The sequence below is a fragment of the Curtobacterium sp. MCBD17_040 genome (assembly GCF_003234805.2).
GTDB lineage: Bacteria > Actinomycetota > Actinomycetes > Actinomycetales > Microbacteriaceae > Curtobacterium.
The window spans coordinates 467,736-488,564 of record NZ_CP126273.1; the positions used below are offsets into that span (position 1 = coordinate 467,736).

At 66.0% G+C, this 20,829-nt stretch carries 21 protein-coding genes and 1 tRNA gene; 11 read left to right on the forward strand and 11 right to left on the reverse strand.

What is annotated here, in order from left to right; all coding sequences use genetic code 11:
• Positions 1 to 70: 70 nt before the first annotated feature.
• Complete coding sequence (locus tag DEI94_RS02235) at positions 71 to 685, reverse strand: hypothetical protein (protein WP_146249563.1); 615 nt, start codon at positions 683 to 685, stop codon at positions 71 to 73.
• 96 nt (positions 686 to 781) lie between these two features.
• On the opposite strand from DEI94_RS02235, the gene DEI94_RS02240 reads away from it, so the two are divergent.
• Entirely contained in the window at positions 782 to 1,075 is a 294-nt protein-coding gene (locus DEI94_RS02240) for an HAD-IA family hydrolase (RefSeq protein ID WP_111027611.1), read from the forward strand.
• Positions 1,076 to 1,233: 158 nt separating this feature from the next.
• Here DEI94_RS02240 and DEI94_RS02245 read toward each other — a convergent pair whose 3' ends face one another.
• Complete coding sequence (locus DEI94_RS02245; protein ID WP_146249564.1) at positions 1,234 to 1,542, reverse strand: hypothetical protein; 309 nt, start codon at positions 1,540 to 1,542, stop codon at positions 1,234 to 1,236.
• Between the two features lie 225 nt (positions 1,543 to 1,767).
• Between DEI94_RS02245 and DEI94_RS02250 the strand changes: the two genes are divergently transcribed.
• The 4 genes from DEI94_RS02250 to DEI94_RS02265 are packed head-to-tail and all read left to right on the forward strand — an operon-like array spanning position 1,768 to position 6,581.
• Entirely contained in the window at positions 1,768 to 2,016 is a 249-nt protein-coding gene (locus tag DEI94_RS02250) for a hypothetical protein (protein ID WP_111027613.1), read from the forward strand.
• A complete protein-coding gene (locus tag DEI94_RS02255) occupies positions 2,000 to 3,004 on the forward strand; it encodes a DNA-methyltransferase (protein ID WP_220038817.1) in 1,005 nt (334 codons plus the stop codon). The genes DEI94_RS02250 and DEI94_RS02255 overlap by 17 nt, the downstream gene beginning before the upstream one ends.
• A gap of 17 nt (positions 3,005 to 3,021) precedes the next feature.
• Complete coding sequence (locus DEI94_RS02260; RefSeq protein ID WP_111027614.1) at positions 3,022 to 4,848, forward strand: McrB family protein; 1,827 nt, start codon at positions 3,022 to 3,024, stop codon at positions 4,846 to 4,848.
• 5 nt (positions 4,849 to 4,853) lie between these two features.
• Entirely contained in the window at positions 4,854 to 6,581 is a 1,728-nt protein-coding gene (locus DEI94_RS02265) for a DUF2357 domain-containing protein (protein WP_111027615.1), read from the forward strand.
• 11 nt (positions 6,582 to 6,592) lie between these two features.
• Here the strand turns inward: DEI94_RS02265 and DEI94_RS02270 are convergent, their stop codons facing one another.
• On the reverse strand, positions 6,593 to 7,528 hold the full coding sequence (locus DEI94_RS02270; protein ID WP_146249565.1) for a PGN_0703 family putative restriction endonuclease: 936 nt from the start codon (positions 7,526 to 7,528) through the stop codon (positions 6,593 to 6,595).
• 75 nt (positions 7,529 to 7,603) lie between these two features.
• On the opposite strand from DEI94_RS02270, the gene DEI94_RS02275 reads away from it, so the two are divergent.
• Both DEI94_RS02275 and DEI94_RS02280 read left to right on the forward strand, forming a co-directional pair.
• Positions 7,604 to 8,254, forward strand: coding sequence for a hypothetical protein (locus DEI94_RS02275; RefSeq protein ID WP_146249566.1), 651 nt, complete (start codon positions 7,604 to 7,606; stop codon positions 8,252 to 8,254).
• Between the two features lie 47 nt (positions 8,255 to 8,301).
• Positions 8,302 to 8,721 carry a hypothetical protein gene (locus DEI94_RS02280; protein WP_111027631.1) on the forward strand — a complete coding sequence of 140 codons (420 nt, stop codon included), beginning with the start codon at positions 8,302 to 8,304 and terminating at the stop codon, positions 8,719 to 8,721.
• Positions 8,722 to 8,750: 29 nt separating this feature from the next.
• Here DEI94_RS02280 and DEI94_RS19725 read toward each other — a convergent pair whose 3' ends face one another.
• Together DEI94_RS19725 and DEI94_RS02285 are read right to left on the reverse strand one after the other, a co-directional pair.
• Entirely contained in the window at positions 8,751 to 8,945 is a 195-nt protein-coding gene (locus DEI94_RS19725; protein WP_220038818.1) for a helix-turn-helix transcriptional regulator, read from the reverse strand.
• Positions 8,946 to 9,282: 337 nt separating this feature from the next.
• Entirely contained in the window at positions 9,283 to 10,242 is a 960-nt protein-coding gene (locus DEI94_RS02285) for a DUF3825 domain-containing protein (protein ID WP_181441888.1), read from the reverse strand.
• A gap of 286 nt (positions 10,243 to 10,528) precedes the next feature.
• Here DEI94_RS02285 and DEI94_RS02290 point away from each other — a divergent pair, with 286 nt between their 5' ends.
• Positions 10,529 to 11,035, forward strand: coding sequence for a hypothetical protein (locus DEI94_RS02290; protein WP_111027618.1), 507 nt, complete (start codon positions 10,529 to 10,531; stop codon positions 11,033 to 11,035).
• A gap of 242 nt (positions 11,036 to 11,277) precedes the next feature.
• Here the strand turns inward: DEI94_RS02290 and DEI94_RS02295 are convergent, their stop codons facing one another.
• Positions 11,278 to 11,451 carry a hypothetical protein gene (locus tag DEI94_RS02295; protein ID WP_181441889.1) on the reverse strand — a complete coding sequence of 58 codons (174 nt, stop codon included), beginning with the start codon at positions 11,449 to 11,451 and terminating at the stop codon, positions 11,278 to 11,280.
• Between the two features lie 335 nt (positions 11,452 to 11,786).
• Positions 11,787 to 11,860: transfer RNA gene (locus tag DEI94_RS02300), tRNA-Gly, on the reverse strand.
• Between the two features lie 279 nt (positions 11,861 to 12,139).
• On the opposite strand from DEI94_RS02300, the gene DEI94_RS02305 reads away from it, so the two are divergent.
• Positions 12,140 to 13,192: a DUF6177 family protein gene (locus tag DEI94_RS02305; protein WP_111027619.1), complete on the forward strand. Its 1,053-nt coding sequence runs from the start codon at positions 12,140 to 12,142 to the stop codon at positions 13,190 to 13,192.
• The gene (locus DEI94_RS02310) at positions 13,182 to 13,529 is read left to right on the forward strand and encodes a hypothetical protein (RefSeq protein WP_146242778.1); all 348 of its coding nucleotides are present in this window, start codon (positions 13,182 to 13,184) and stop codon (positions 13,527 to 13,529) included. The genes DEI94_RS02305 and DEI94_RS02310 overlap by 11 nt, the downstream gene beginning before the upstream one ends.
• Positions 13,530 to 13,582: 53 nt before the next feature.
• Here the strand turns inward: DEI94_RS02310 and DEI94_RS02315 are convergent, their stop codons facing one another.
• Complete coding sequence (locus tag DEI94_RS02315) at positions 13,583 to 15,724, reverse strand: bifunctional copper resistance protein CopD/cytochrome c oxidase assembly protein (RefSeq protein WP_111027621.1); 2,142 nt, start codon at positions 15,722 to 15,724, stop codon at positions 13,583 to 13,585.
• A 203-nt stretch (positions 15,725 to 15,927) separates the two neighbouring features.
• Between DEI94_RS02315 and dcd the strand changes: the two genes are divergently transcribed.
• The gene (dcd, locus tag DEI94_RS02320; RefSeq protein ID WP_111009702.1) at positions 15,928 to 16,515 is read left to right on the forward strand and encodes a dCTP deaminase; all 588 of its coding nucleotides are present in this window, start codon (positions 15,928 to 15,930) and stop codon (positions 16,513 to 16,515) included.
• A gap of 145 nt (positions 16,516 to 16,660) precedes the next feature.
• Here dcd and DEI94_RS02325 read toward each other — a convergent pair whose 3' ends face one another.
• The 3 genes from DEI94_RS02325 to mmsA all read right to left on the reverse strand — a co-directional run bounded on the left by DEI94_RS02325 (position 16,661) and on the right by mmsA (position 20,704).
• Entirely contained in the window at positions 16,661 to 17,758 is a 1,098-nt protein-coding gene (locus tag DEI94_RS02325; RefSeq protein WP_111027622.1) for a substrate-binding domain-containing protein, read from the reverse strand.
• Positions 17,759 to 17,891: 133 nt separating this feature from the next.
• The gene (gene mmsB, locus DEI94_RS02330; RefSeq protein ID WP_111012238.1) at positions 17,892 to 19,184 is read right to left on the reverse strand and encodes a multiple monosaccharide ABC transporter permease; all 1,293 of its coding nucleotides are present in this window, start codon (positions 19,182 to 19,184) and stop codon (positions 17,892 to 17,894) included.
• Positions 19,181 to 20,704, reverse strand: coding sequence for a multiple monosaccharide ABC transporter ATP-binding protein (gene mmsA, locus DEI94_RS02335; RefSeq protein ID WP_111012411.1), 1,524 nt, complete (start codon positions 20,702 to 20,704; stop codon positions 19,181 to 19,183). Before mmsA ends, mmsB begins: the two co-directional genes overlap by 4 nt.
• Between the last annotated feature and the right edge of the window lie 125 nt (positions 20,705 to 20,829).

Sequence of the window (20,829 nt, forward strand, 5' to 3'; positions counted from 1 at the left end):
CACGGGGCGCAGGTCAGCTTGCTTTCGGCTTCCATCGGACCGGGCCTAGACTCGCCTGCTGATCCGCGAACTAGACGATTCGACTCATAGCTTCCACGAAATCACGCACCCATGCGAGCTCGTTGTCAATCTCCGTACGCTTCAGTGGTTGGTGCGTAATGTGGTGAGGTTTTGACTTCCTTTGGATATCACCCTCGTGAACAATTGCATTACGGCGATGCGCCAATGTGTTCAAATGGTCAATGATGTCCGATTTCTTCTCCCCTAGGTCTGAGCCGAGCTTGCTCCAGCAGTCCGAGACACCACACATCTTCAACGCGGTCTCTACGCCCCGGCTCGACTGGTAAGTGTCACGGATGATGCGCTCGCGAAGAACGTTACGAGCCTTCACGATCGGCTTGTTCGCAACGTTCTGCTGGCGCGCAAGCACGTCAGCACGCGCCATCGCGCTGAGGTCTCCGAACGGGATATCTAGCTTGCGCAGCTCCTTGGGAAGCGGTGCATACAGATCTACTCGAGCCACACGCCAGTGGAGGAAAGTATCGATCGAGGCTGAGGCCATCGACCGGGCCAGCCGACGGATGTCTGTACGCACGTCTTCCGCAGTCGTTGAGGTCTCGAGCGCGAGCAGGGCTTTAGCTCGGTCCAAGACGTCCGTCGCGGCTTCAAGTGGCGTGACAGGCATTGGGATCCCCTCAGTCAATTACTCTGCACGGTATCCGAAACGCGGCGGTACAGCCACCACCTCGCCTGGCGAGCGTCTGACGCCGCAAGAGAAAACGTGATCCTCGGCAACCACGCACCAGGGCTCCCCGCACTCGCGACTGCGCTCGGGTTGGGGCCAGTGGTCGACACGACTGTGACAAGCGCGCTGATTGGCGCTGAGAAGCTCAACCCCCGCATCTTCCAGTACGCGCTTCAGCTCACCAGCGCTGGTGAGGACGTATGGATGCTTGGCGACAACCCGATTGCGGAGATCGCCGGAGCTCAAGCAGTCGGCACGCGCGCGATACGCGTCGGCGACGGGCAGACTCTGACCGATGCCGCTGCCGAAATCACTGTCGCGGTTCGATGAATCATGCTCGCTGACACTCGCAACCCGTCCGGTAGCCGATCGGCTATCGAGCGGCGTCGGACCGCTGCATCCCGATCGTCTCTCGGTTTTCTCGGCGACGGCCACTGCCCTGCGGAGGAAGCTGGCTGCGTGTTCTCACCCGAAGCGTGCCACCTGGCTCAGAGCTTGTCGATCCAGGTGTCTTCATCACGGTCCGCCCATGAGTTACCCGTATTCGCGCGCCCAGCATGGCGCACCTTGCTCTGAAGGCCGTAGATCAGTGACTGAGCCGCGGTCTCCGTGAGATCGCTGACCGCCGCTATGCGTTCACCGGTGAGTTTTTCGACGACATCGAACTGCTCTCGTGCTGTCGAGATCCCCAGCCGCGCGAACGCGCTGCGGATCGCAAGGCGCTGAGAGTCGGTCATCGGCGCAGGTTGCGCAGGCCGGACGTCGGGATCATCGAACAGAGACAGCTCATCACTCACCCCACAATTGTGACTGACCCGGATCTCGGGCCGCACGTTCAGCTGTGTGGAACGAGAGTTGGTCCTTTGGCTAATTCATGGCAGATGGGAGCAGTACTTCCCGCGAGATTCACACTGCTACCATTGGACCATGAGGCAGCGATGACCAGTCCGCGGTATCAACCGCGAACACTTGCGCTGGAACCCAGAGGGTTCGGTCGAGCGCTGCGCCTCCGCTGGCGCGACGTGAGCGAGGTCAATGCGGACCAGCTTGGCGCCGCTCATTTGCAGCACCTCATCGCCTACGAGATCCGCGACCAGGCGGAGCGGCAGTGCGGCTCCATCCGCGAGTACGCCACTCTCTCGGGCCAGAAGTACGACCGTCTCGCTGGCGTGCTTCGAGGCGACCAGATCATGCGCCTGGAAGACATCGCGATCGCTCAACGCCACCTTGGCATCAGTACCGGCTGGAGAGAAGATGACTTTGACCGCTGAGAACTTCGTCGTCCCTCCGCACAGCCAGTCGATGCGCGACGGACGCCTCAAGCTGACCCCGGCAAACCGGGCGCTCTCGCCGGAAGCCACACCTCAGGAGTTGTTCACGTCGGACGCGGTCCGGGAGAACGCTCCGTTCGCCGATGACCGCTCCGTGCTGCTCCTCGGAGACGTGAAGGAGCGCCTTCGCCAGCTCATCAACTCCGGCATCAAGGTCGACGCGATCGTGACCTCTCCGCCGTACTACGGGCAGCGAGACTACGGGGTGGACGGTCAGCTCGGACTCGAAGCGCATCCTCGTGAGTTCATCGCACATCTCGTCGAAGTCTTTGACCTGTGCTTCCAACTGCTGAAGGACACCGGCTCGCTCTGGGTCAACATCGGAGATACCTACTGGAGCGGCAAGGGGGCACACAAGAGCGTCGAAGCAAAGCAGGGCGCGCGTCGCTTCGGTGTCCGCCCACAGGACCGTCCCGGCGATGGCGGATGGGCGCGCCCCAAGCAGCAGCTTCTGATCCCACACCGTCTCGCGATTGCACTGCAGGACGAGGGGTGGCTGGTCCGAAACGACAACGTTTGGATCAAGCCCAATCCCGTCCCCGACCAGGTTCGAGATCGATCATCAGCGTCACACGAGTACGTGTTCCACTTCACGAAAAGCCGCTGGTACTACTACGACCGGCACCCCGTAGGCCGCACGATGCCATCCGGCAGCATCCTGCCGCCGCTGAGCACCTGGAGTGCAGCGAAGTCTGCTGGGGGCACGAAGCACCGCGCCTCGTTCTCGGAGGAGCTGGTGCGCATCCCTGTGCTTGCGACCGTCCCGAATGATGGTGTCGTTTTGGACCCCTTCAACGGATCGGGGACGACCATGACCTTCGCTCGCAAGCACGGTCGACGAGCGATCGGAATTGACCTCAGCGAGGAATACTGCCAGATTGCGGAGGACCGCCTTCGCGCGATCGCGGACGGCGACATGACGGTCTGAGAACTCAAGGGGGGCTCGTGAGCGAGTACTTGTCGGCGTCGTACCTTCGAGACGTCGTGCAGCGCTTGCAAGCCTCCTCGCTCGCCAGCAGGGCCTGCGACTACTTCATCTTCAAGCGTGCGGCCACCCTCGAGCACGAGCGGACAGGTCGGTACGAGGTGGTCACCGGTATCGGCGCGCCACTCTTTCAGGAGGCCATCTCGGAATGGGCTCGTCTCGATCAGCCCCAGGACCCATGGAGCTACTTCGTGCCGATTGGCACGAAGACCAAGACTCAGGGCTACCGCAAGGTCAAGTGGAACTCAAACGGTCCGTCCGACAGCGTCAACGGCAATCAAGCCCTGCTTGACTTCCCCTTCCGGCGTATCCCGAACATCAGTCCGATGACGTTCGGATGGGAACCGCAGCCAGCCGACGTGCTGCGGGGACACTTCACCGACGCGAAGCCCGGTACGCCTGCTCGACTGACTGACGTTGCGGCGTGGTGGCTGCGCTTCACCGACCTGGAAACGGTCCCCGGATGGGCAGCTGAACGCAATACGTCGACGTTGACGACGTACTTCCGTGCAGCGCACTCCGTCGACGACGCGGAGGTGCGTGCGCTGTTCGACGACGTCACGGCGGCAAGGGAATTCCTCCTGCCCGACCAACTCGCGGACAGCCCAGCAGGCTCGGACAGCTACTTACCGCCGCCGCCAGCAGCGACATCGGCCCCCGCCCGAGCGTCGACGCCGGCACTGGCCGCTCCAAAGGAACTTGACGAAGGCCTCAGCGCCCTCGTCACGAGCATCGACGATGCCGGGTTCACGTTCAGGCCGTGGCAGATCGCGGCGTTCATGACGGCGGTTCGTACGAAGCCGTTCGTGATCCTGGCCGGTATCAGCGGCACCGGCAAGACCAAACTCCCTCGACTCGTCGCCGACGCCACCGGCGCGCACGCCACCATCGTGCCCGTACGTCCGGACTGGAACGACAGCACCGAGCTACTCGGCTACACACGCATCGACAACACCTTCGTCCCGGGCTCGCTGCTTCGAGCATGCGCTGCGGCGGCGGCAGACCCTGACCAGCAGCACTTCTTCGTTCTCGACGAGATGAACCTCGCACGCGTCGAGTACTACCTCGCGGAGGTACTCAGCCGGATTGAAGACCGGCACATCGGCGATGGTCCGTACACCTCGGAGCCGCTGCTGCCCGACGCCCCAACCCAAGACGAAACCGACTGGGGGTCCGTGGGTCTTCCACGGAACCTGTGCATCGTCGGCTCCGTGAACATGGACGAGTCCACCTTCGGGTTCTCCAAGAAGGTCCTCGATCGCGCGTTCGTGATCGAGTTCTCCGAGGTGGACCTCGAAGTCCTCCCTCAGGTCGCCAGCGACGTGCCGACAAGTGTCTGGCCGAGATCAATGTGGGAAGTGGCAAGCGCAAGTCTCGCCGCGTACCCAAGCCCGGACGATGCCATCGTCAGCCGGGTGATCTCGACCCTCGTTGCGATCAACCGACCGCTGATGCAAGCACAGCTGCAAATTGGGTACCGCGTTCGCGATGAAATCGCGCTGTTCTGCCTCGCCGCCGCCGACTACAGCGACCAGTTCGTGGCAGCAGCGGGCGATGAGATAGACCCGCTCGATCTCGCCCTGACGATGAAGGTGCTGCCGCGACTGCAGGGATCAGCTGCGGACCTCGAAGATGTCCTCGAGCAGCTGTTCGAGTGGGCCACACCCGACCGAAGCGACGACGCGACAGTCGGCGGTGGAACGGCCGGTTTCCCGCTGGTCGCGCAGCGGCTCGACGTAATGCTGCAGCGGCTGCGTCGAACTGGCTTCACCAGTTACTGGCTCTGACGCCGATGGGAAGCACGATCCTTGAAGTAGAAGCCGACGGCCTTCTTCTCGCGATCAGCGCGGCGCCCCGCCACTTCGCGCACGCCAAGGGCGTTCCGCCCACGAAGCTTGACGTTGTTGGAGCCACCGCGGTTCGAGTCGGCGGAGTCGAAATCGTGGAGCGCTCCGCTCTCGCACTGTACGAGGATGTCGAGTACACGCTGCGAGCATCATCCGATGATGGCGTGCCACCACGATTGTGGGCCCGAGATCCGCTCTTGCTCGCGCGCGTCGAGCCCTTCGGCCCGATCGTTTCAGGCCCTGTCAACTTCCACCGTCAGGTTGGCCAGGTAGAACTCGTCGTTGCAACAGGACGAGCGCGAGTTTCAATCCGGCTCGACGTTCGACCTACCAAGGTCGACTATGAGAGCGACTACGAGGCGATGCTGCTCGCGGCACGCCAGATGCATGAAGCGCTCGTGCTCGAGTATCTTCGCGCCACGCACCGCCTCGGCAGTGCGAAGCAGGGGGCGAACCCCTCAACGGTCGGCTGGGCGACGCTGGTGCGGAACCGCATAGCCGACCTCGGCGTCGCACTGCGGCTGGTGCAGCGACAACCACAGCACGCACTGCAACGAGCCGTAAGTGAAAAGCGCGCCACTCACGTAAAGGGGTCGGACAGAGAAGCAATCCGCGCAATCGGCCGTGGTACGGGCAGGGGAGCCTGGCAGACAGCAGCATCGTTCGGGAAGATCCGGACCTTCCTCCCCGCCCGCTCATCGGTGGCGTCTCTGGACACTCCGGAGCACCGCTGGTTGAGCCGGGAGGTACACGCGCTGCACCACGGCCTCGCCGTGGTGGCGAGGCAAGTGCGGGAGCAGCTCGGTCGGAGCCAAGCCCGGTACGGCTACTCGGTTCGGCTAGCGCAAGAGCTGCAGGAGCTACGAGACCTGCATGAGCAGGCCGGCGAACTCCTCGGCTTACCGGTGCTCCAGCATGGTGGAGCCGTCCCAGCGGGGTTCAGCTCGCTGCAGCTGACGACGGGCATCGGATACGCCGACGCGACGCGGATCCTGTTGGAGCTGAAGCAAGCACTGACGGTGGACCGCGGCGCCGTCGAGCTGTCAGTGGTAGACGTTCACGACCTCTATGAGATGTGGTGCTTCCTCTCGGTGGTGCGCATCATCGGATCATCTCTGGATGCGCAGCCAGATCTGGCGGACCTCGTCACGCTCTCAGAAGCCGGGTGGCGTGTGAATCTGGCGAAGGGACACGCCAGCGCGGTGCGCTTCCGGACCCAGAACGCAACAGTGCGGGTGCTCTACAACCCGATCTACAGCCGACCGACTGGCGTCCATAAGCCAGACATTGTGGTGGAGGTGACCGGCGACGAATTCAACCGCGTCATCGTGTTCGACGCGAAATACCGGGTCGACTCGTCCCCTGCATACGTGAATCAGTATGGGCAGCCGGGTCCACCGGCCGATGCGATTAACGCGTTGCACCGCTACCGCGATGCGATTGCGGCAAACGGTCAGCTGGAGCTTGCGGAGGCGGTCGCGCTGTTTCCGCTCGACGCAAGGGATGCTGACGGCTTCGAGTCGGCAAAGCTGGCGCAGTCGATCCGCTCTGTCCGTGTCGGGGCGCTGCCGTTCCTGCCGAGCAACATGACCTTCGCCGAAGAACGTATTCGAGAGCTACTGAGCGCAGCGCTAACACCGATTTGCGCATCGGACAGCGACGTCAGCCTCTGAGCGTGCTCGCGTCACGCCGAGTGGCCGCGGAACTCCCGCCAGAGCGCTTCGCTGTGTTCGTACCGCAGATACCGCTCAGCCAGCTGCGACGCTGTCGTTCCAACGACTGCCGACATCGCTGAGACCCAAGCATCGATCGTCACTGGAACGATAGTGTCCGTCGCGTGGGAGCCGTACTCCCGCAGAATCGAGCCGGCATTGACGTCGGCAGATCGGTGAAGTCCGATCAGGGTCAACCGCTCGTCGCCGTGTTGGGCCGCGATGCTAGCTGCCAACGCATGCACGCGCGTGAGTTGATTGAGTCGAGGGACGGCACAAACCAGTTCCACGTCGCGCCAGCAGCGGCGAGTGCGCTGGAGCATCTCATAGTTCGGGTTGGCATGTAGATCCAGTACTCGGGAGTTGAATCGATCGACGTACTTCACTTCAAAGGCGATCGTCTCCGACGCCGTCGTCGTCCTCACTCGAGCAATCGCGTCGATGCGGGTCATGTCGTTCAGGTAATCACCCCGGTTGGATGGGGCGTACTCGTAGGCGAAGCTGACCAGCTCGACGAGGTCCGATCGCCCGCACGCTAACGACAGCACCTCCAGAAAGTGGTCCGGTCGCTGCAGGAGCGGGGCAAAGATGTTGAACATGAGGGCCTGACTTGAGACCAAGTGCCGAGACGTTTGCACTGGGTCTACGCCCCATCCTTCTGCGTGGCGTGCGAGGAACGCGAAGTGTGTGACGGTGTCGACAAAGTTCAGTCCGGCTGCTCCGCTCAGTTCGTCGAGAACCGCCCCAGAGAGACGACCGCGCGTGGATCTTGACGCTCCGTACTCCACCTTCAACACGCTCGCCCGGAACCACGACTGATGGAATCGTGCTCGCTGGCTAGCGAGCGAGTCGCTTGCGGATTGTGGGCCGAGCGCTTCGAGCAGAGCCGAGGTCGTGGCGCCGGTCATCTTCCTACGGTAGTCGGTTGCGGAACGATTCGAGGTCGGCCTGTTCGAGGCTCGCACGCGCGGCAGACTGGCCCCGTGGCAATTTCTGCGTGGGACGTGTGGACGGAGCTGGTCATCCCGGCTTCCGCTGGAGGGGCGGGTGTCGTCGTTGCAATCGCTGCGCTGCGAATCAACCGTCAGGCAACGCAACTCGCGAAGGACAGCGAGCTGGCGCGCCGAGCAGACGAAGACCGACGCGACCGAGAGGAGAGCCGGAAGGACGTCTTGCGCGAAGCTGCGGCGGAAGGATGCCTCTTGATCGAGTGGCTCCACGTTTCGCGGCCTCATGGAATATCCGCGATGGTGACCCGTCCGCTTGACGGACCGCCGCCGCCAGAGTCAGCCGCGCTGCGACTTGGTCGTGAAGCTGCAGCAGCATTAGGCGTTAGCGCCGTTCCCGGCGCATCCCTCCTCTACGCGCTGACGGCCCACGATCTCCCGGGTGGTGCAGCCCAGAAGTACCGCTTCCACGCGGACGACCTCGCGGTGCAGTATCGAGACAAGTGGCAGGATCGGGCACTCGCCCGTATACAGGAGTGGGCCGTCGATCCGTGGGAGTCGGAGCGTCGTCTGCAGGAGGAGCTAGACGTCGCACAAGCGGATCCAGAGCGGTACGCACGAGTAGGTCTCGGCCGAGGCTGGGAGGACGCCTACGAAACGGCCGCTTCCGAAGGGTCCTGGGCTTGAGCCCCCAGCCGATCGGAGCACGAGGATGATTGGAGTGGAGCGGGTTCATGGGTGATCGGCGCGCCAGTGATGAGTACTACGTGCTCGGCTTGTGCGACAAGGTGCTCCGGGAGCAGTCCGAGCGGCAGAAGCGCTTCGACTGGCTACGAGGCGACCTCTCACCCCGCACTGGACGGCGGTCGGCACTCCCTGTCGATGGCTACTGGCCCGAAGCGAACATCGCCGTGGAGTTCCACGAGCGTCAGCACACCGACGCGGTGCCTCTTTTTGACGCCCGTCAAACCGTGTCCGGGGTCACGCGGCGTGAGCAACGCCGCCTCTACGATGCGCGAAGAGCGGAAGCCCTGGCAGATCACGACATCCGTCTCGTCGTAATCCCGCAAACGGCATTCACGTTGAAGCGGAGACGCATCGACCGAGACCCGCAACTGGACTGCGAAATCGCTCGCAGGCTTCTGATGCGGTGAGATCAACGCTCCGTGTCCGCGTACTCGTGTCAGCCGGGCGACCTCGCCGCCGCGGCATTCACAGCGGCCTGTCGACCAGACCTCGTGAATTCGTACAAGCGCTGGCGCGGGCCACGCCTGGCCTGGTCGTCATCCCAGCGAGACGTCAACCAGCCCATCTGTTCGAGGCGACCGAGTAGCGGGTAAACCGTTCCGGCCGGACGCCCGGTCTGCTGAACGATCACCAATCCCCAGATCGGCTTTCAGCGCACAGCAGCACGTTCAGTACCTGCACTGTTGGCAACGTCACTCGTTGCAGCGGCTCCATCCCGCCCACTCTAGCGAAAGGCGAGCATGTGCCTAGAGGCCCCTGTCCCCCCTCCTGCCGATCGGACACGGCGTGGCACGCGAGCGTTAGGCTTGAACCGAGCGCGGGGGCGTTGTCCCCCCCTCAACACGTCGTCCCGCCCAGCCGGAGAGACACGTGCCCCCAATCCCGTCTCTCCGTCTTTCCGCAACAACCCTCGCGACGGACGCGTGGGGTGACAGCGGCGATGGGTAGAGCGCACGCTCGGCGTGCTGCTACGCGGGCAACTCTTTGTCGCCCTCATACGCTTCGTCCGCGGCGGGATGCGCCGAAGCGCTCGGCGCCAACCACTCGCTCTCGGGACGGGCGACGAGACGGGCATTGGTGTACGCCATATCGAGCGTGAGCACCGTGTGCCCGCGGTACGCCCGATCGCCTACGGCTGAGACAACGAGGGCCAGGTCTGCGTCGCCGTCGCCAGTCAAGTCGAGCGGCATCAGGAACTGCGCCCCCGCGTCTCCGAAACGGGGGTACCACTGCGGGATTACGAGTTTGTGATTGCGGCGAACGCGCCGCAACGTCATCTGAATCGCGGCGTCGAGCGATTGCCTCGCTCGCGCCGGCTGGGCGGCCATCGCTGGGGGGAACCGTTCGATGTTGTCGCTAAGGATGTGGTCGTACGCAAGCTTCAGTTCCCGTCGCCAGTCATAGACAAGCTCCGACGCAGCGGTAACGTACTCAGCCATCTGCGGCGGTTCGCCGAAGTGGCGGAGGACGTCCCTGTGCGACTCGGGCAGCCAGCCAACGAAGTACCAGCGCTGTGCACCTTCGCGCTGGTTCCTTCGGAAGAAGCCGAAGATCTCTTCCGCATACGGCGTGAGAAGGCCGGTGTTGAAGGCAGCGTGCTCCCCGTCGGGCGTCACGGCGATCTTGTCCTCCATCACCAGGCGCCGATACGTGTAGCTGAGGAAGCTGTCGAGGATCGGGAGGGGGCGACCGGTCGGGTTTGAGCCGGTCCATTCCTCCGGTTCGGCAAGATCAGCAAGCGATTGCAGCGTCTCCTGCCACGCGAGCCGACCCAGTTGTCCGGGCTCGAGCGTGACTACGGCTCCGTGAGGAGCGAGGTAGTGGAAGAAGGCGAACGCCCGGAGGCGTTCGGCGTGGCCCTCGGTGACTTCACCGAGTTCGGCAGGTTGGCGGCGGGCGACGTCTCCGGGTGTTGGGGTGCCAGTCATCCGCATATCATAACGTGAGGATGGTTTGGTTTGGCGGCGCCTGGAATCCGTCTGGTCACGCGAGCACGGCCGACTCCGGCCAATGACGCTTGCTACCAAGTTCAACTTCTATCGTTACGTCGAGATCGCGTGATCTTATCGACCTGCGGCTGCCGTCGAAGTCATTAGGAAGTTAGTTGAACAGCTCAATCACGGTGGCTATTCAAGCTGAGCCGTCCGCCCGCTGGTCGCTGCTCCGCGGAACTGGCTATCGCGATGCGGCAACGCTGCGAGAGGATCCCTCGATATGACCACCAACATCCACGTCGGCCTGAGCGGTCTTCGCGACGCGCTCGTCTTCCTCGAGAACACGAACAACACCCTTGACGGCGCTTCAGCGGTCGGCACCTCTGCGTTCTGGGCATGCGCGCTCGACGAGCAGCTTCGCGCCGTTGATTCCGAATACGAGCGAAGACGTGACGATAGTGCAGGTGGCCGTCTGCTGCCGGGGATCCGCCTTGTTCGCAATGCGGTCACGCATGGTGCTGTTGTCGCGGTAGAGCAAGCTCCCAGACTCGTCCTCCCAATGCGCCTACCAACCACGCTCACACACCTCGCTTACCGCCCGCTCGAGGACGTACTCCGCGACTGGGTAGGAAATCGGATCCAGACCAAGGACATTCAGCGCCAGGATGAGATCTACCGAGCCCATATCGCAGGCACAGCGGTACTCGACACCATGGCGGCCGCATACGACTGGTTCGTCGGCGACACCGGCCTAACGACCAACGACTTCCCATGGCGTGGGTATTAGGCAGGAGGCCCGCTACCTCGCTCGTCTTGGCCGCAACTGCTGCGAGCGGGCGTCGCTGGCGCGGTACATCGGCAGCTAATCCCGCGAACCGATTGGGTCTTCGCGGCCACGAGCCGGCGCAGCCAGGCCAGCGGTCGTAGAGCCCTCGACGACTCCCTCCCGGCCGATCAACGGTTTCAACGACGAGACGACTGTCTGAGTTACGAGCCAACCGATTGAGTGACGAGCGCTGACCAGGCAGTTTAGAGAGCCTTGGCGAACCGCGAGAACATCCCGTGAAACGCCCCCGTGATGGTGTCGGACGCCGATGACGCGTATCGCAGGACCGCCAGTGCCAGTGCCAGTGCCAGCGCTTCTGTCGGCTGCGCTCCTTCGGAGTCGAGGACCTTGAGGGCGACCCGAACGTGCTGGTTCAAGGACGCTCCCGTTGTCGCCGCGGTACTTCGCCGTGCCCGTGCTGGATCCGGAGACCGACAAGAACCGGGTGCCCTCGACCCTTAAGGCGAGGATGCCGCCGAGGTTTGATCGTCGCGCTCGGTACTCCCCGAGCCTCCGCGATGGACGGCGACGGCGACGGGTTCCGAGCGATAGGAGGTTTGCGCGCTCCTTGAGGCCGTGCCAGGCGATGGGCGGTGCCAGCTTGCGCGGGGTCGCAAGCTCGACCCGGCGCCCGATTCCGGGGCTGGAGTCTCAATTACTCCCAGAGGAGTCTCATCTGGCTTGAGAAACGACAGGTCGACACGGGGCGCTGTGGAGCGAGTGACGGGAATCGAACCCGCGCTACCAGCTTGGGAAGCTGGAGTTCTACCATTGAACTACACTCGCGTCGCCCGGAGGCTCGAGCCAGCTTAGCGGATGCGCGCGGCACCCGCGCGCACGAGGTGGGCGGGGCCTCCCGGTCGATCGCCGCACGTCGGCACGCGGAGCGGGGCGCCCGTGCCAGCCGGGATGCTCGGGCCGCCTCCGGGACGTCCCTCCAGGATCCCTGGGAGCGGCCGTGCTCCACGGACACGCCGAGCGTCCGTGTGTACCGTCCACGGTGCCGAGCGATTCCCTGCGCTCGGTGCCCATCGGCCCGTGAGCAGCACTCGGGAGGCGAAGCGGATGGTCAGACACCCACTCATCGACGACGTCGTCGGACCGGCGATCGTGGTCGAGTCGAGTGCCCCGGTGGTCTGGCTCACCGATGCCCTCGCGTCGTTGCTCGCCCGAGCCGCGACGAGCGAACGCCTCGTCGTGCTCCGGACCGAGGCCGACGCCGCGATCACACCCGCGCTCCGGCACGCCCTCGGTGCCCACGGTGCGGCATGGGCCGTCACGGACCGCGACGGCTCCCTGCGCGACGGGCGCACCGGGGTCCGCGCGACCTCCATCGACGACTTCGTGCTCCGCGGCCCGGAACTGTCCGGGACACCGTCGCCCGAGCACCCGGTCGCCCCGCACGCCGTCCCGCAGGTGAGCATCGACCTGACGCTCCGACACCACCCCGACCGCGAGATCAACGTCGGCGGTGCGCTCGAGGCGCTCTGCGACGCGGCGGACAGCTGCCCGGAGCGATGGGGAACCGCCGAGCCGCTCACCGTGCCGTGGGACCGCTGGGTCGTCACCCAGTACGCCAAGCACCGCGCGCCGGACGTCAGCACCTCGTACGCGATCGGGGACGGCATGGCGGCCACCATGACCGCGCACATGACGAACGGCTTCGTGGTCGAGACGCTCTCGGCCATGGTCACCGAGCCGGACGGCGGAGTGGACGCCGTGCTCGACGCCGTCCGCGAGGTCGCGAACGACGTCGTCCCGGTGTTCGGCGTCGTCATGCGGCGCCACGGCGATGCTGACCACATGGTCCGCGCGGTGTCGTACGGCGAGCCCGAGCCCGCCGCGGTCGTCGTCGGCCCCGAGGCGACGGCGTTCCTCGACCGCAGCGGCCACTGGCCGCCTGCCGACACCCGCATCGAGACCTTCGGGTCGGACGGCCACGAGGGTCTCCTCGTCCGGTTCGACTCCGGCTGGGACGCGCTCGAGGCGTTCCTCGACCGCATGGACGAGGACCGCTTCCTGACGCTCGTGGGCGGTGGCCCGCTCGAGCCCGCGCAGGCCGAGGGTGCCCTCGACGAGCACGATGCACGGACGCTCGGAGGCGCCGGTGCCCCGTGACGTCACCCTGCTCTCCCGCAAGCCCGTCGACCTGCGGGAGGTGGCGGAAGCGATCGTCGCGCACGCGGACGGTTGGGGCGTGCGCGCTCTCGACGACGGCTCCGTGCTCCAGGTCTGCCGTGACGCCGATCACCCCGTGATCAGCGTCCTCGGTGTGCACCGGGTCGACGCCGCGAGCGAGGTGGAGCGCATCCTGCCCGACGCGCCCCCGCTGCCCGTACCGCTGTGGTGGGTCGACGCCGTCGCGCCCTACGGGCCGGACGGGGAGGCCGGGGTCGCCGCCGCCGAGGAGGCAGCCCGAGCGCTCGACGCGGTCTGCATCGTCCACGGGAGCTGACGACCCCCGGCCGCCGGTTCCCCCGCTCGGCGCAGCGGAAGGCGGCCGGGGTGCTACCGCTGGTCCCCAGCGCCGGGAGCCCGACGGCCGTTCATCGCCGCGAGCCGCTCGTTGTACGCGTTGAGTTCGGCGTCGCCGTCACGGTCCGCCTGCCGGTCGAGGCGCTTGGCGGTTCGCTCGTCCGACTGGATCCAGCCCCGGACGACGAGCAGTGCGACGAGCACCATCGGGATCTCCGAGGCGCCCCAGGCGATCCCCCCGCCGGTGTGCTGGTCGGCGAGGAGCGCGGCGTCGTTCGTCTGCCCGAGCGCGTGGTACCAGTCGAGCGCGTAGACGTCCGAGCTCGTCATGACCGCGACCCCGAAGAACGCGTGGAAGGCGAGCGTGGCCAGCAGCGCGATGATCAGGATGGGGTACGGCGGACGCTTCGGCCCCGGGTCGACCCCGATGAAGACCCAGAAGAACAGGTACCCGCTCAGGATGAAGTGCACGACCATCACGACGTGCCACTCGTGGGACTGCATGGCGTACTGGAACGCGGGCGTGAAGTAGAAGACGATGAGCGAGCCCGCGAAGAGGGTCCCCGCCACGGCGGGCTGCCCGAGGAAGTGCATGTAGCGGGAGTGCACGAACAGCATGAGCCACTCACGCGAGCCCCGGCTGCCGTCGTTCCGCACGGGCAGGGTCCGCAGCGCCAGGAGCACGGGGCCGCCGAGCACGAGCGGGAGCGGCACGAACATCATGAGACCCATGTGCTGGATCATGTGGCTCGAGAAGTGGATCATCCCGTAGACCGCGGGCCCACCGCTCGTGAACCAGATGAACAGGACGCATCCGAGCAGCCACGCCACCGTCCGGTGGACGGGCCACTTGTCGCCGCGGCGACGGAGCTTGCGGACCGCGAGCAGGTACCAGACGGCCATCGTCACCGCGACGGCGAGCCACGCCCAGTCGATCTGCCACTGGGTCAGGAACGTGTGCAGGGTCTGTGCGGGCGGGTACGGGAACCCGATCAGGCCGCTGCGGGCGTCGTCGCCCACGACCGGCGTCTGCGGTACCGGCGGCTGGCTCCGCGACAGACCGACCGAGACGCCCATGGCGATCGCCATGAACACGATCTCGGCCAGGGCGAACCGCACGAACAGGCGCCGGTCGGACGGGTCCCGCAGGAGGCCCGGGACCAGTCGGCGACGCTGCACCACGCCCGCGATCCCGAGCAGGACGAGGATCGTCGCCTTGATCGTGATCAGCCAGCCGTAGGGCGTGGTCACGAGGTCGCCGGGGCCGGTGATCCGGAGCGACGCGTTGATGATCCCCGAGAACGCGACGGCACCGAAGCACCAGCCCGCGAGCGTCGAGTAGCGGGCGACGACCCGGCCCGTCGCGCCCTTCGTGCCCGTGCGCAGGAGCACCACCGCGACCAGACCGCCGACCCAGACGCACACGCCGACCAGGTGGATCGCGAGCGAGTTGACCGCGTTCGCGTGCTGCAACGACCCCGCCGAGTGCCCGGAGAGCGCGAGCGGCAGCAAGGCGAACAGCGCGACGCACGTGGCGACGGCGAGCGTCGTGACGCGGGTGGCGAACGCGGCGATCGCCGTGGCGATGAGGACCGCCGCCGCCGAGACCACGAGGGACTCGCCGATCTCGACCTGGAACGCGAACACCAGGAAGTTCCGCGCGTACACGGGGCTCGTCAACGGCACGCTGAGGGTGGTCGCGGCCGTGAGGAGCACCCCGACGACCGCGGCGAGGAACCAGACGGACCCGGACACGGCGGCCCACCGTGCGGCGCGGTGCTGGATCCGCGACATCTGCTTCGGGTCCTTGCGCTGGGCCGGCAGCGCGAACGCGGCGACGATGAGCAGCCCGACGGTGAGCGCGGCCATGCCGTCGTGCACGGCGCGGGCGATCGGCAGGCTGACGGCGACGAAGTTCCCGGCGTCGACCAGTGACCGGTCGCCCGTCAGCGCCCCCGTGAACGCCATCGACCCGACCGCGCAGGCCACCGCGAGCGGCACTGCGATGGCGAGGACCGTCGCGACGGTGGACGCGCGGGCCGGGGCGGGCTCGGTGTCCGGTGCTGGGCCTCCCGGCAGTGCGCCGTCGGTGTCGGAACCGGCGCTGCGCGAGGGGTCGACGCGGTCGTCGGCAGCGGTGGGGGCACCCTCGGTGGGGGAGGAGGTGACGGTCATGCCTGGTCTCGACGGCCTGTTCTCATCAGCGGATGCGCGGCGGGGCCGGGAGGGCCGGGGTGCGCGGACGGTCAATCGTACGTCCGCCTCCCGACACGCCCGCTGAGTCTCCACAGGCCGGACGCTGCAGCCCCACTCGGTGCACGACGGTCGCGGGCGGAGGCGGCTGGCACCGTCCGGACCGCGCGCAATACGATCGACCCGTGCTGCTCTCCGACCGCGACATCACCGCTCAGCTCGACGCCGGACGGATCGGCCTCGACCCGTACGACCCGTCGCTCGTGCAGCCCTCGAGCATCGACGTCCGGCTCGACAAGTTCTTCCGGCTCTTCGACAACCACAAGTACCCGCACATCGACCCGTCGGTCGACCAGCCGGACCTGACGCGGCTCGTCGAGACCACCGGGGACGACCCCTTCGTCCTGCACCCGGGAGAGTTCGTGCTCGGGTCGACGTTCGAGGTCGTGACGCTGCCCGACGACATCGCGGCGCGACTCGAGGGGAAGAGCTCGCTCGGACGCCTCGGGCTGCTGACGCACTCGACCGCGGGGTTCATCGATCCCGGGTTCTCCGGGCACGTCACGCTCGAGCTGAGCAACGTCGCGACGCTGCCGATCATGCTGTGGCCGGGGATGAAGATCGGGCAGCTCTGCTTCTTCCAGCTCTCCAGCCCGGCGGAGAAGCCCTACGGCTCGGCTGAGTACCAGTCGCGGTACCAGGGGCAGCGGGGTCCGACGGCGTCCCGCTCGGCGCTCAACTTCCACCGGACGGACGTGTCGGGGGAGCGGTAGCGCGCCGGCTCCTCGCCCCCCGCCGCTCCCGCAGACGCGCGGGTCGTGCCCACCGCCGGGAGGCCCATCCCGGCCCGGAACGACGAGGACCCCGCCCGCGACTGGGTCGCGGACGGGGTCCTGTGTGCGTCGGTGACGCGGCGGGTCAGCCCTGCTTGGCGAGCTGCTCGAGCGTCGGGTTGTTCTTGTACGCCTGGACCGCGTTCTCCTTGGTCACGAGGACCGGGGTGAGCTCGATCGCGGGCACCGTCTTGACGCCGTTGTTGTTGTTGGCCTTGTCGAGGACCGTCTTGGGCTTCTTGCCCTGGCTGAGGGTCTTGACCAGGTCGACGGCCGTGTTGGCCTCGAGCGTCGTGTCCTTGTAGATCGTCGAGTACTGCGTGCCGTTCATGATGAGCGGGATCGACGCGGTCTCCGAGTCCTGGCCCGTGACGATCGGGTTCGGCATACCGGCGGCCTTGGTGGCCGTCAGGATCGCGCGGCCCAGGGTGTCGTTCGGCGACAGGACGCCGTCGAGCTTGGTGCCGCCCGAGTAGTAGTGCGTGATCAGGTTCGTCATGCGCGACTGGGCGTTCTGGGCGAGCCAGCCGTCCGTCTCGACGTTCTGGAACTTGGTCTGACCCGACACGACCTTGAGCGTGCCGTCCTTGATCTTCGGGGTGAGGACGCTCATCGCACCGTTGTAGAACACCGTCGCGTTCGCGTCGGTGGACGCACCGGCGAAGATCTCGACGTTGTACGGGCCGTTGCCCTTGCTCTTCTTCAGGCCGTCGAGCAGGGCGTGCGCCTGCAGCTGACCGACCTTGTAGTTGTTGAACGCGACGTAGTAGTCGACGTTCTTCGTGTTGAGCAGGTTGCGGTCCCACGCGATGACGGTCGCGCCGGAGGTCTTGGCGGCCTTGACCTGCGAGCCGAGCTGCGAGCCGTCCTGCGCGCCGATGATGATCGCCTTGTCGCCCTTGGTGACCATGCCGGAGACCTGGCTCTGCTGGTCGGACACGGTGTTCGTGGCGGCGGCGTACTGGATGTCGGCCTTGAAGCCGGCGGCCACGATCGCCTTCTTGAAGGCGGCGCCCGCGAGCACCCAGTTCTGCGACGTCTTGGCGGGGAGCGCGACGCCAATGGTGTCGCCCTTCTTGATGTCCGCACCGCTCGCGCTCGAGCCACCGCGGGCCGAGCAACCGGTGAGGGCGAGACCGGCGACGAGCACGACGCTCGCACCGACCATGAACTTCTTGCGCATGTGATTGCTTTCTCTTCGTTGAGGTAGGGGAGGGACGGTGCCGACCCTCCCGGGTCGTGTCGACGGCGGAGGCCGTCGTCGGGTGCCGGCGGCGGTGGTGACCGCCGCCGGCGGGTTCAGGGGATGGATGGGGTCAGTGGGAGAGGACCTTGTCCGGCTGGTCCTGGATCGACTGCGGCTGCTGGTCCGCGATGGTCGTCTCCTGGGTCTCCTGCCGCCGGAACTGGCGCATCATGCCGCCGATGAGCGACGGACGGCCCTGCGACTTCGAGTAGACGTCGAAGGCGACGGCCACCAGGAGCACGAGACCGCGGATGATCTGCGTCATGTTGGACTCGATGCCGAGCAGCGACAGGCCGTTCGTCAGGAGGGCCATGACCAGACCACCGACGATGGAGCCGGAGACGGTACCGATACCACCGGAGACCGCGGCACCACCGACGAACACGGCGGCGATGGCGTCGAGCTCCCAGCCGGTGCCGTCGTTCGGGCCCGAGGCGTTCGAGTAGGCGGTGAACACCATGCCGGCGACGGCCGCGAGGAGCGACATGTTCGCCATGACGAAGAAGTTCACCTTGCGGGCGCTCACGCCGGACAGGACCGCGGCGTTCGCGTTGCCACCGACGGCGTAGACCTGACGACCGAAGATCGTGTTGCGGGTCACGAAGCCGTAGATGATGACCAGCACGCCGAGGATGATCGCGACGACCGGGACCGAGGTGCCGACGTTGCCGGACGCGAACAGGTAGGTCGCGAACAGGGTCACGGCCACGAGCACGCCGGTCCGGACGAACGACACCCACACCGGGGGGACCTCGGCCTGCATCTTCTTGCGACGCTGGCGACCGCGGACCTCCATGTAGATGAGCGCGAGCGCGGTCACGATGCCGAGGATCAGGGTGCCGTTGCTGAAGCCGAAGTCCGGGCCGAAGTCCGGGATGAAGCCGGCGCCGATGGTCTGGAAGTCGTTCGGCACGGGGACCGACGTCGAGTTGCCGATGATCTGGTTCGCGCCACGGAAGATCAGCTGACCGGCGAGTGTCACGATGAACGCCGGGACGCGGACGAACGCGACCCAGAAGCCCTGCCACGCGCCGACCGCCGCACCCACGGCGAGACCGAGGATGATCGCGAGCCACCACGGGAAGTGCCAGACCGCCATGGACTGCGCCACGATGATGCCGACGAACGCCGCGACCGACCCGACGGACAGGTCGATGTGACCGGCGATGATCACCATGACCATGCCGAGCGCCAGGATCAGGATGTACGAGTACTGGAGGAAGACGTTGATGATGTTCGTCGGGTCCAGCGTGAGCCCGTGGGTGAAGATCTCGAAGATGATCACGATCGCGACGAGCGCGATGATCATGCCGTACTGGCCGACGCTGTTGCCCTTGCCGAAGAGCAGTCTGAGGTTGTTCATTTCGTGAGTGCGCCCTTCCGCGCGGAGGTCATGCTTCGCATGAGGGTTTCGGGGTCCGCCTCACCGGCGGGGAGGTCGTTGGTGATCGCACCCTCGAAGATCGTGTAGATGCGGTCCGAGAGGCCGAGGAGCTCCGGGAGCTCCGAGGAGATGAGGATGATGCCCTTCCCCTCGGCCGCGAGCTGCTGGATGATCCCGTAGATCTCGAACTTCGCGCCGACGTCGATGCCGCGGGTGGGCTCGTCGAGGATGAGCAGGTCGGGGTCGGTGAACATCCACTTCGACAGGACGACCTTCTGCTGGTTCCCACCGGAGAGCTTGCCGACGCCCTCCTCGACCGTGGGCACCTTGGTGCGGAGCATCTTGCGGTACTTCTCGGCGACGTCGTACTCCTCGAGGGAGTCGACGACGCCGCCCTTCGAGATCTTCTTGAGGTCGGCCGCGACGGTCGAGCGCTTGACCGTGTCGAGGAGGTTGAGCCCGAGCGCCTTGCGGTCCTCGGACACGTAGCCGATGCCGTTGTCGATCGCCTGCTGGACGTTGTTGACCTTGATCTCGCGGCCGTCCTTGATGATCTGGCCGCTGACGAAGGTGCCGTACGAGTGGCCGAAGATGCTCATCGCCAGCTCGGTGCGTCCCGCACCCATGAGGCCTGCGAAGCCGACGATCTCGCCGCGGCGCACGTGGAAGTTCGAGCCCTTGCAGACGAGGCGCGTGGGGTCGACCGGGTGCTGGACCGTCCAGTCGCGGACCTCGAAGAAGACGTCGCCGATCTTCGGGGTGCGGTCCGGGAACCGGCTCTCGAGCGAGCGGCCGACCATCCCGCGGATGATGCGGTCCTCGTTGACGCCGTCCGCCTGGACGTCGAGCGTCTCGATGGACTTGCCGTCACGGATGATCGTGATGCTGTCCGCGATCTGCTCGATCTCGTTGAGCTTGTGGCTGATGATGATCGAGCTGACGCCGCGGGACTTGAGGCCGACGATGAGGTCGAGCAGGTGCTGCGAGTCGTTCTCGTTCAGGGCCGCCGTCGGCTCGTCGAGGATGAGGAGCTTGACGTTCTTGTGCAGCGCCTTGGCGATCTCGACGAGCTGCTGCTTGCCGACACCGAGGTTCTTGATCTGCGTGTCCGGGTTGTCGTCGAGGCCGACGCGGGCCAGGAGCTCCTCGGCGCGGAGCTGCGCCGCGGTCCAGTCGATGACGCCGAATCGGCTCGGCTCGCTGCCGAGGAACAGGTTCTCGGTGATCGACAGCTCCGGGATGAGCGCGAGCTCCTGGTGGATGATGACGATGCCGGCCTGCTCGGACTGCTTGATGTTCGCGAACCGGACCTCCTCGCCTTCGTAGACGATGTCGCCGGTGTAGGTCCCGTAGGGGTACACGCCGGACAGGACCTTCATCAGGGTCGACTTGCCCGCGCCGTTCTCGCCGCAGATCGCGTGGATCTCGCCGGCGCGCACGGTCAGGCTGACCTCGGAGAGGGCCTTGACGCCGGGGAACTCCTTGGTGATGGACCGCATCTCGAGGATCGTCTCGTTCGCGGTGATCGACCGGGTCTCGGTGCCGGTTTCGAACTGGCCGGAGCCGGTTCCGATCGGGTGTGACGCCACAGTGCATCTCCTTCTGCCGAGGTGTCGGCAGTCCT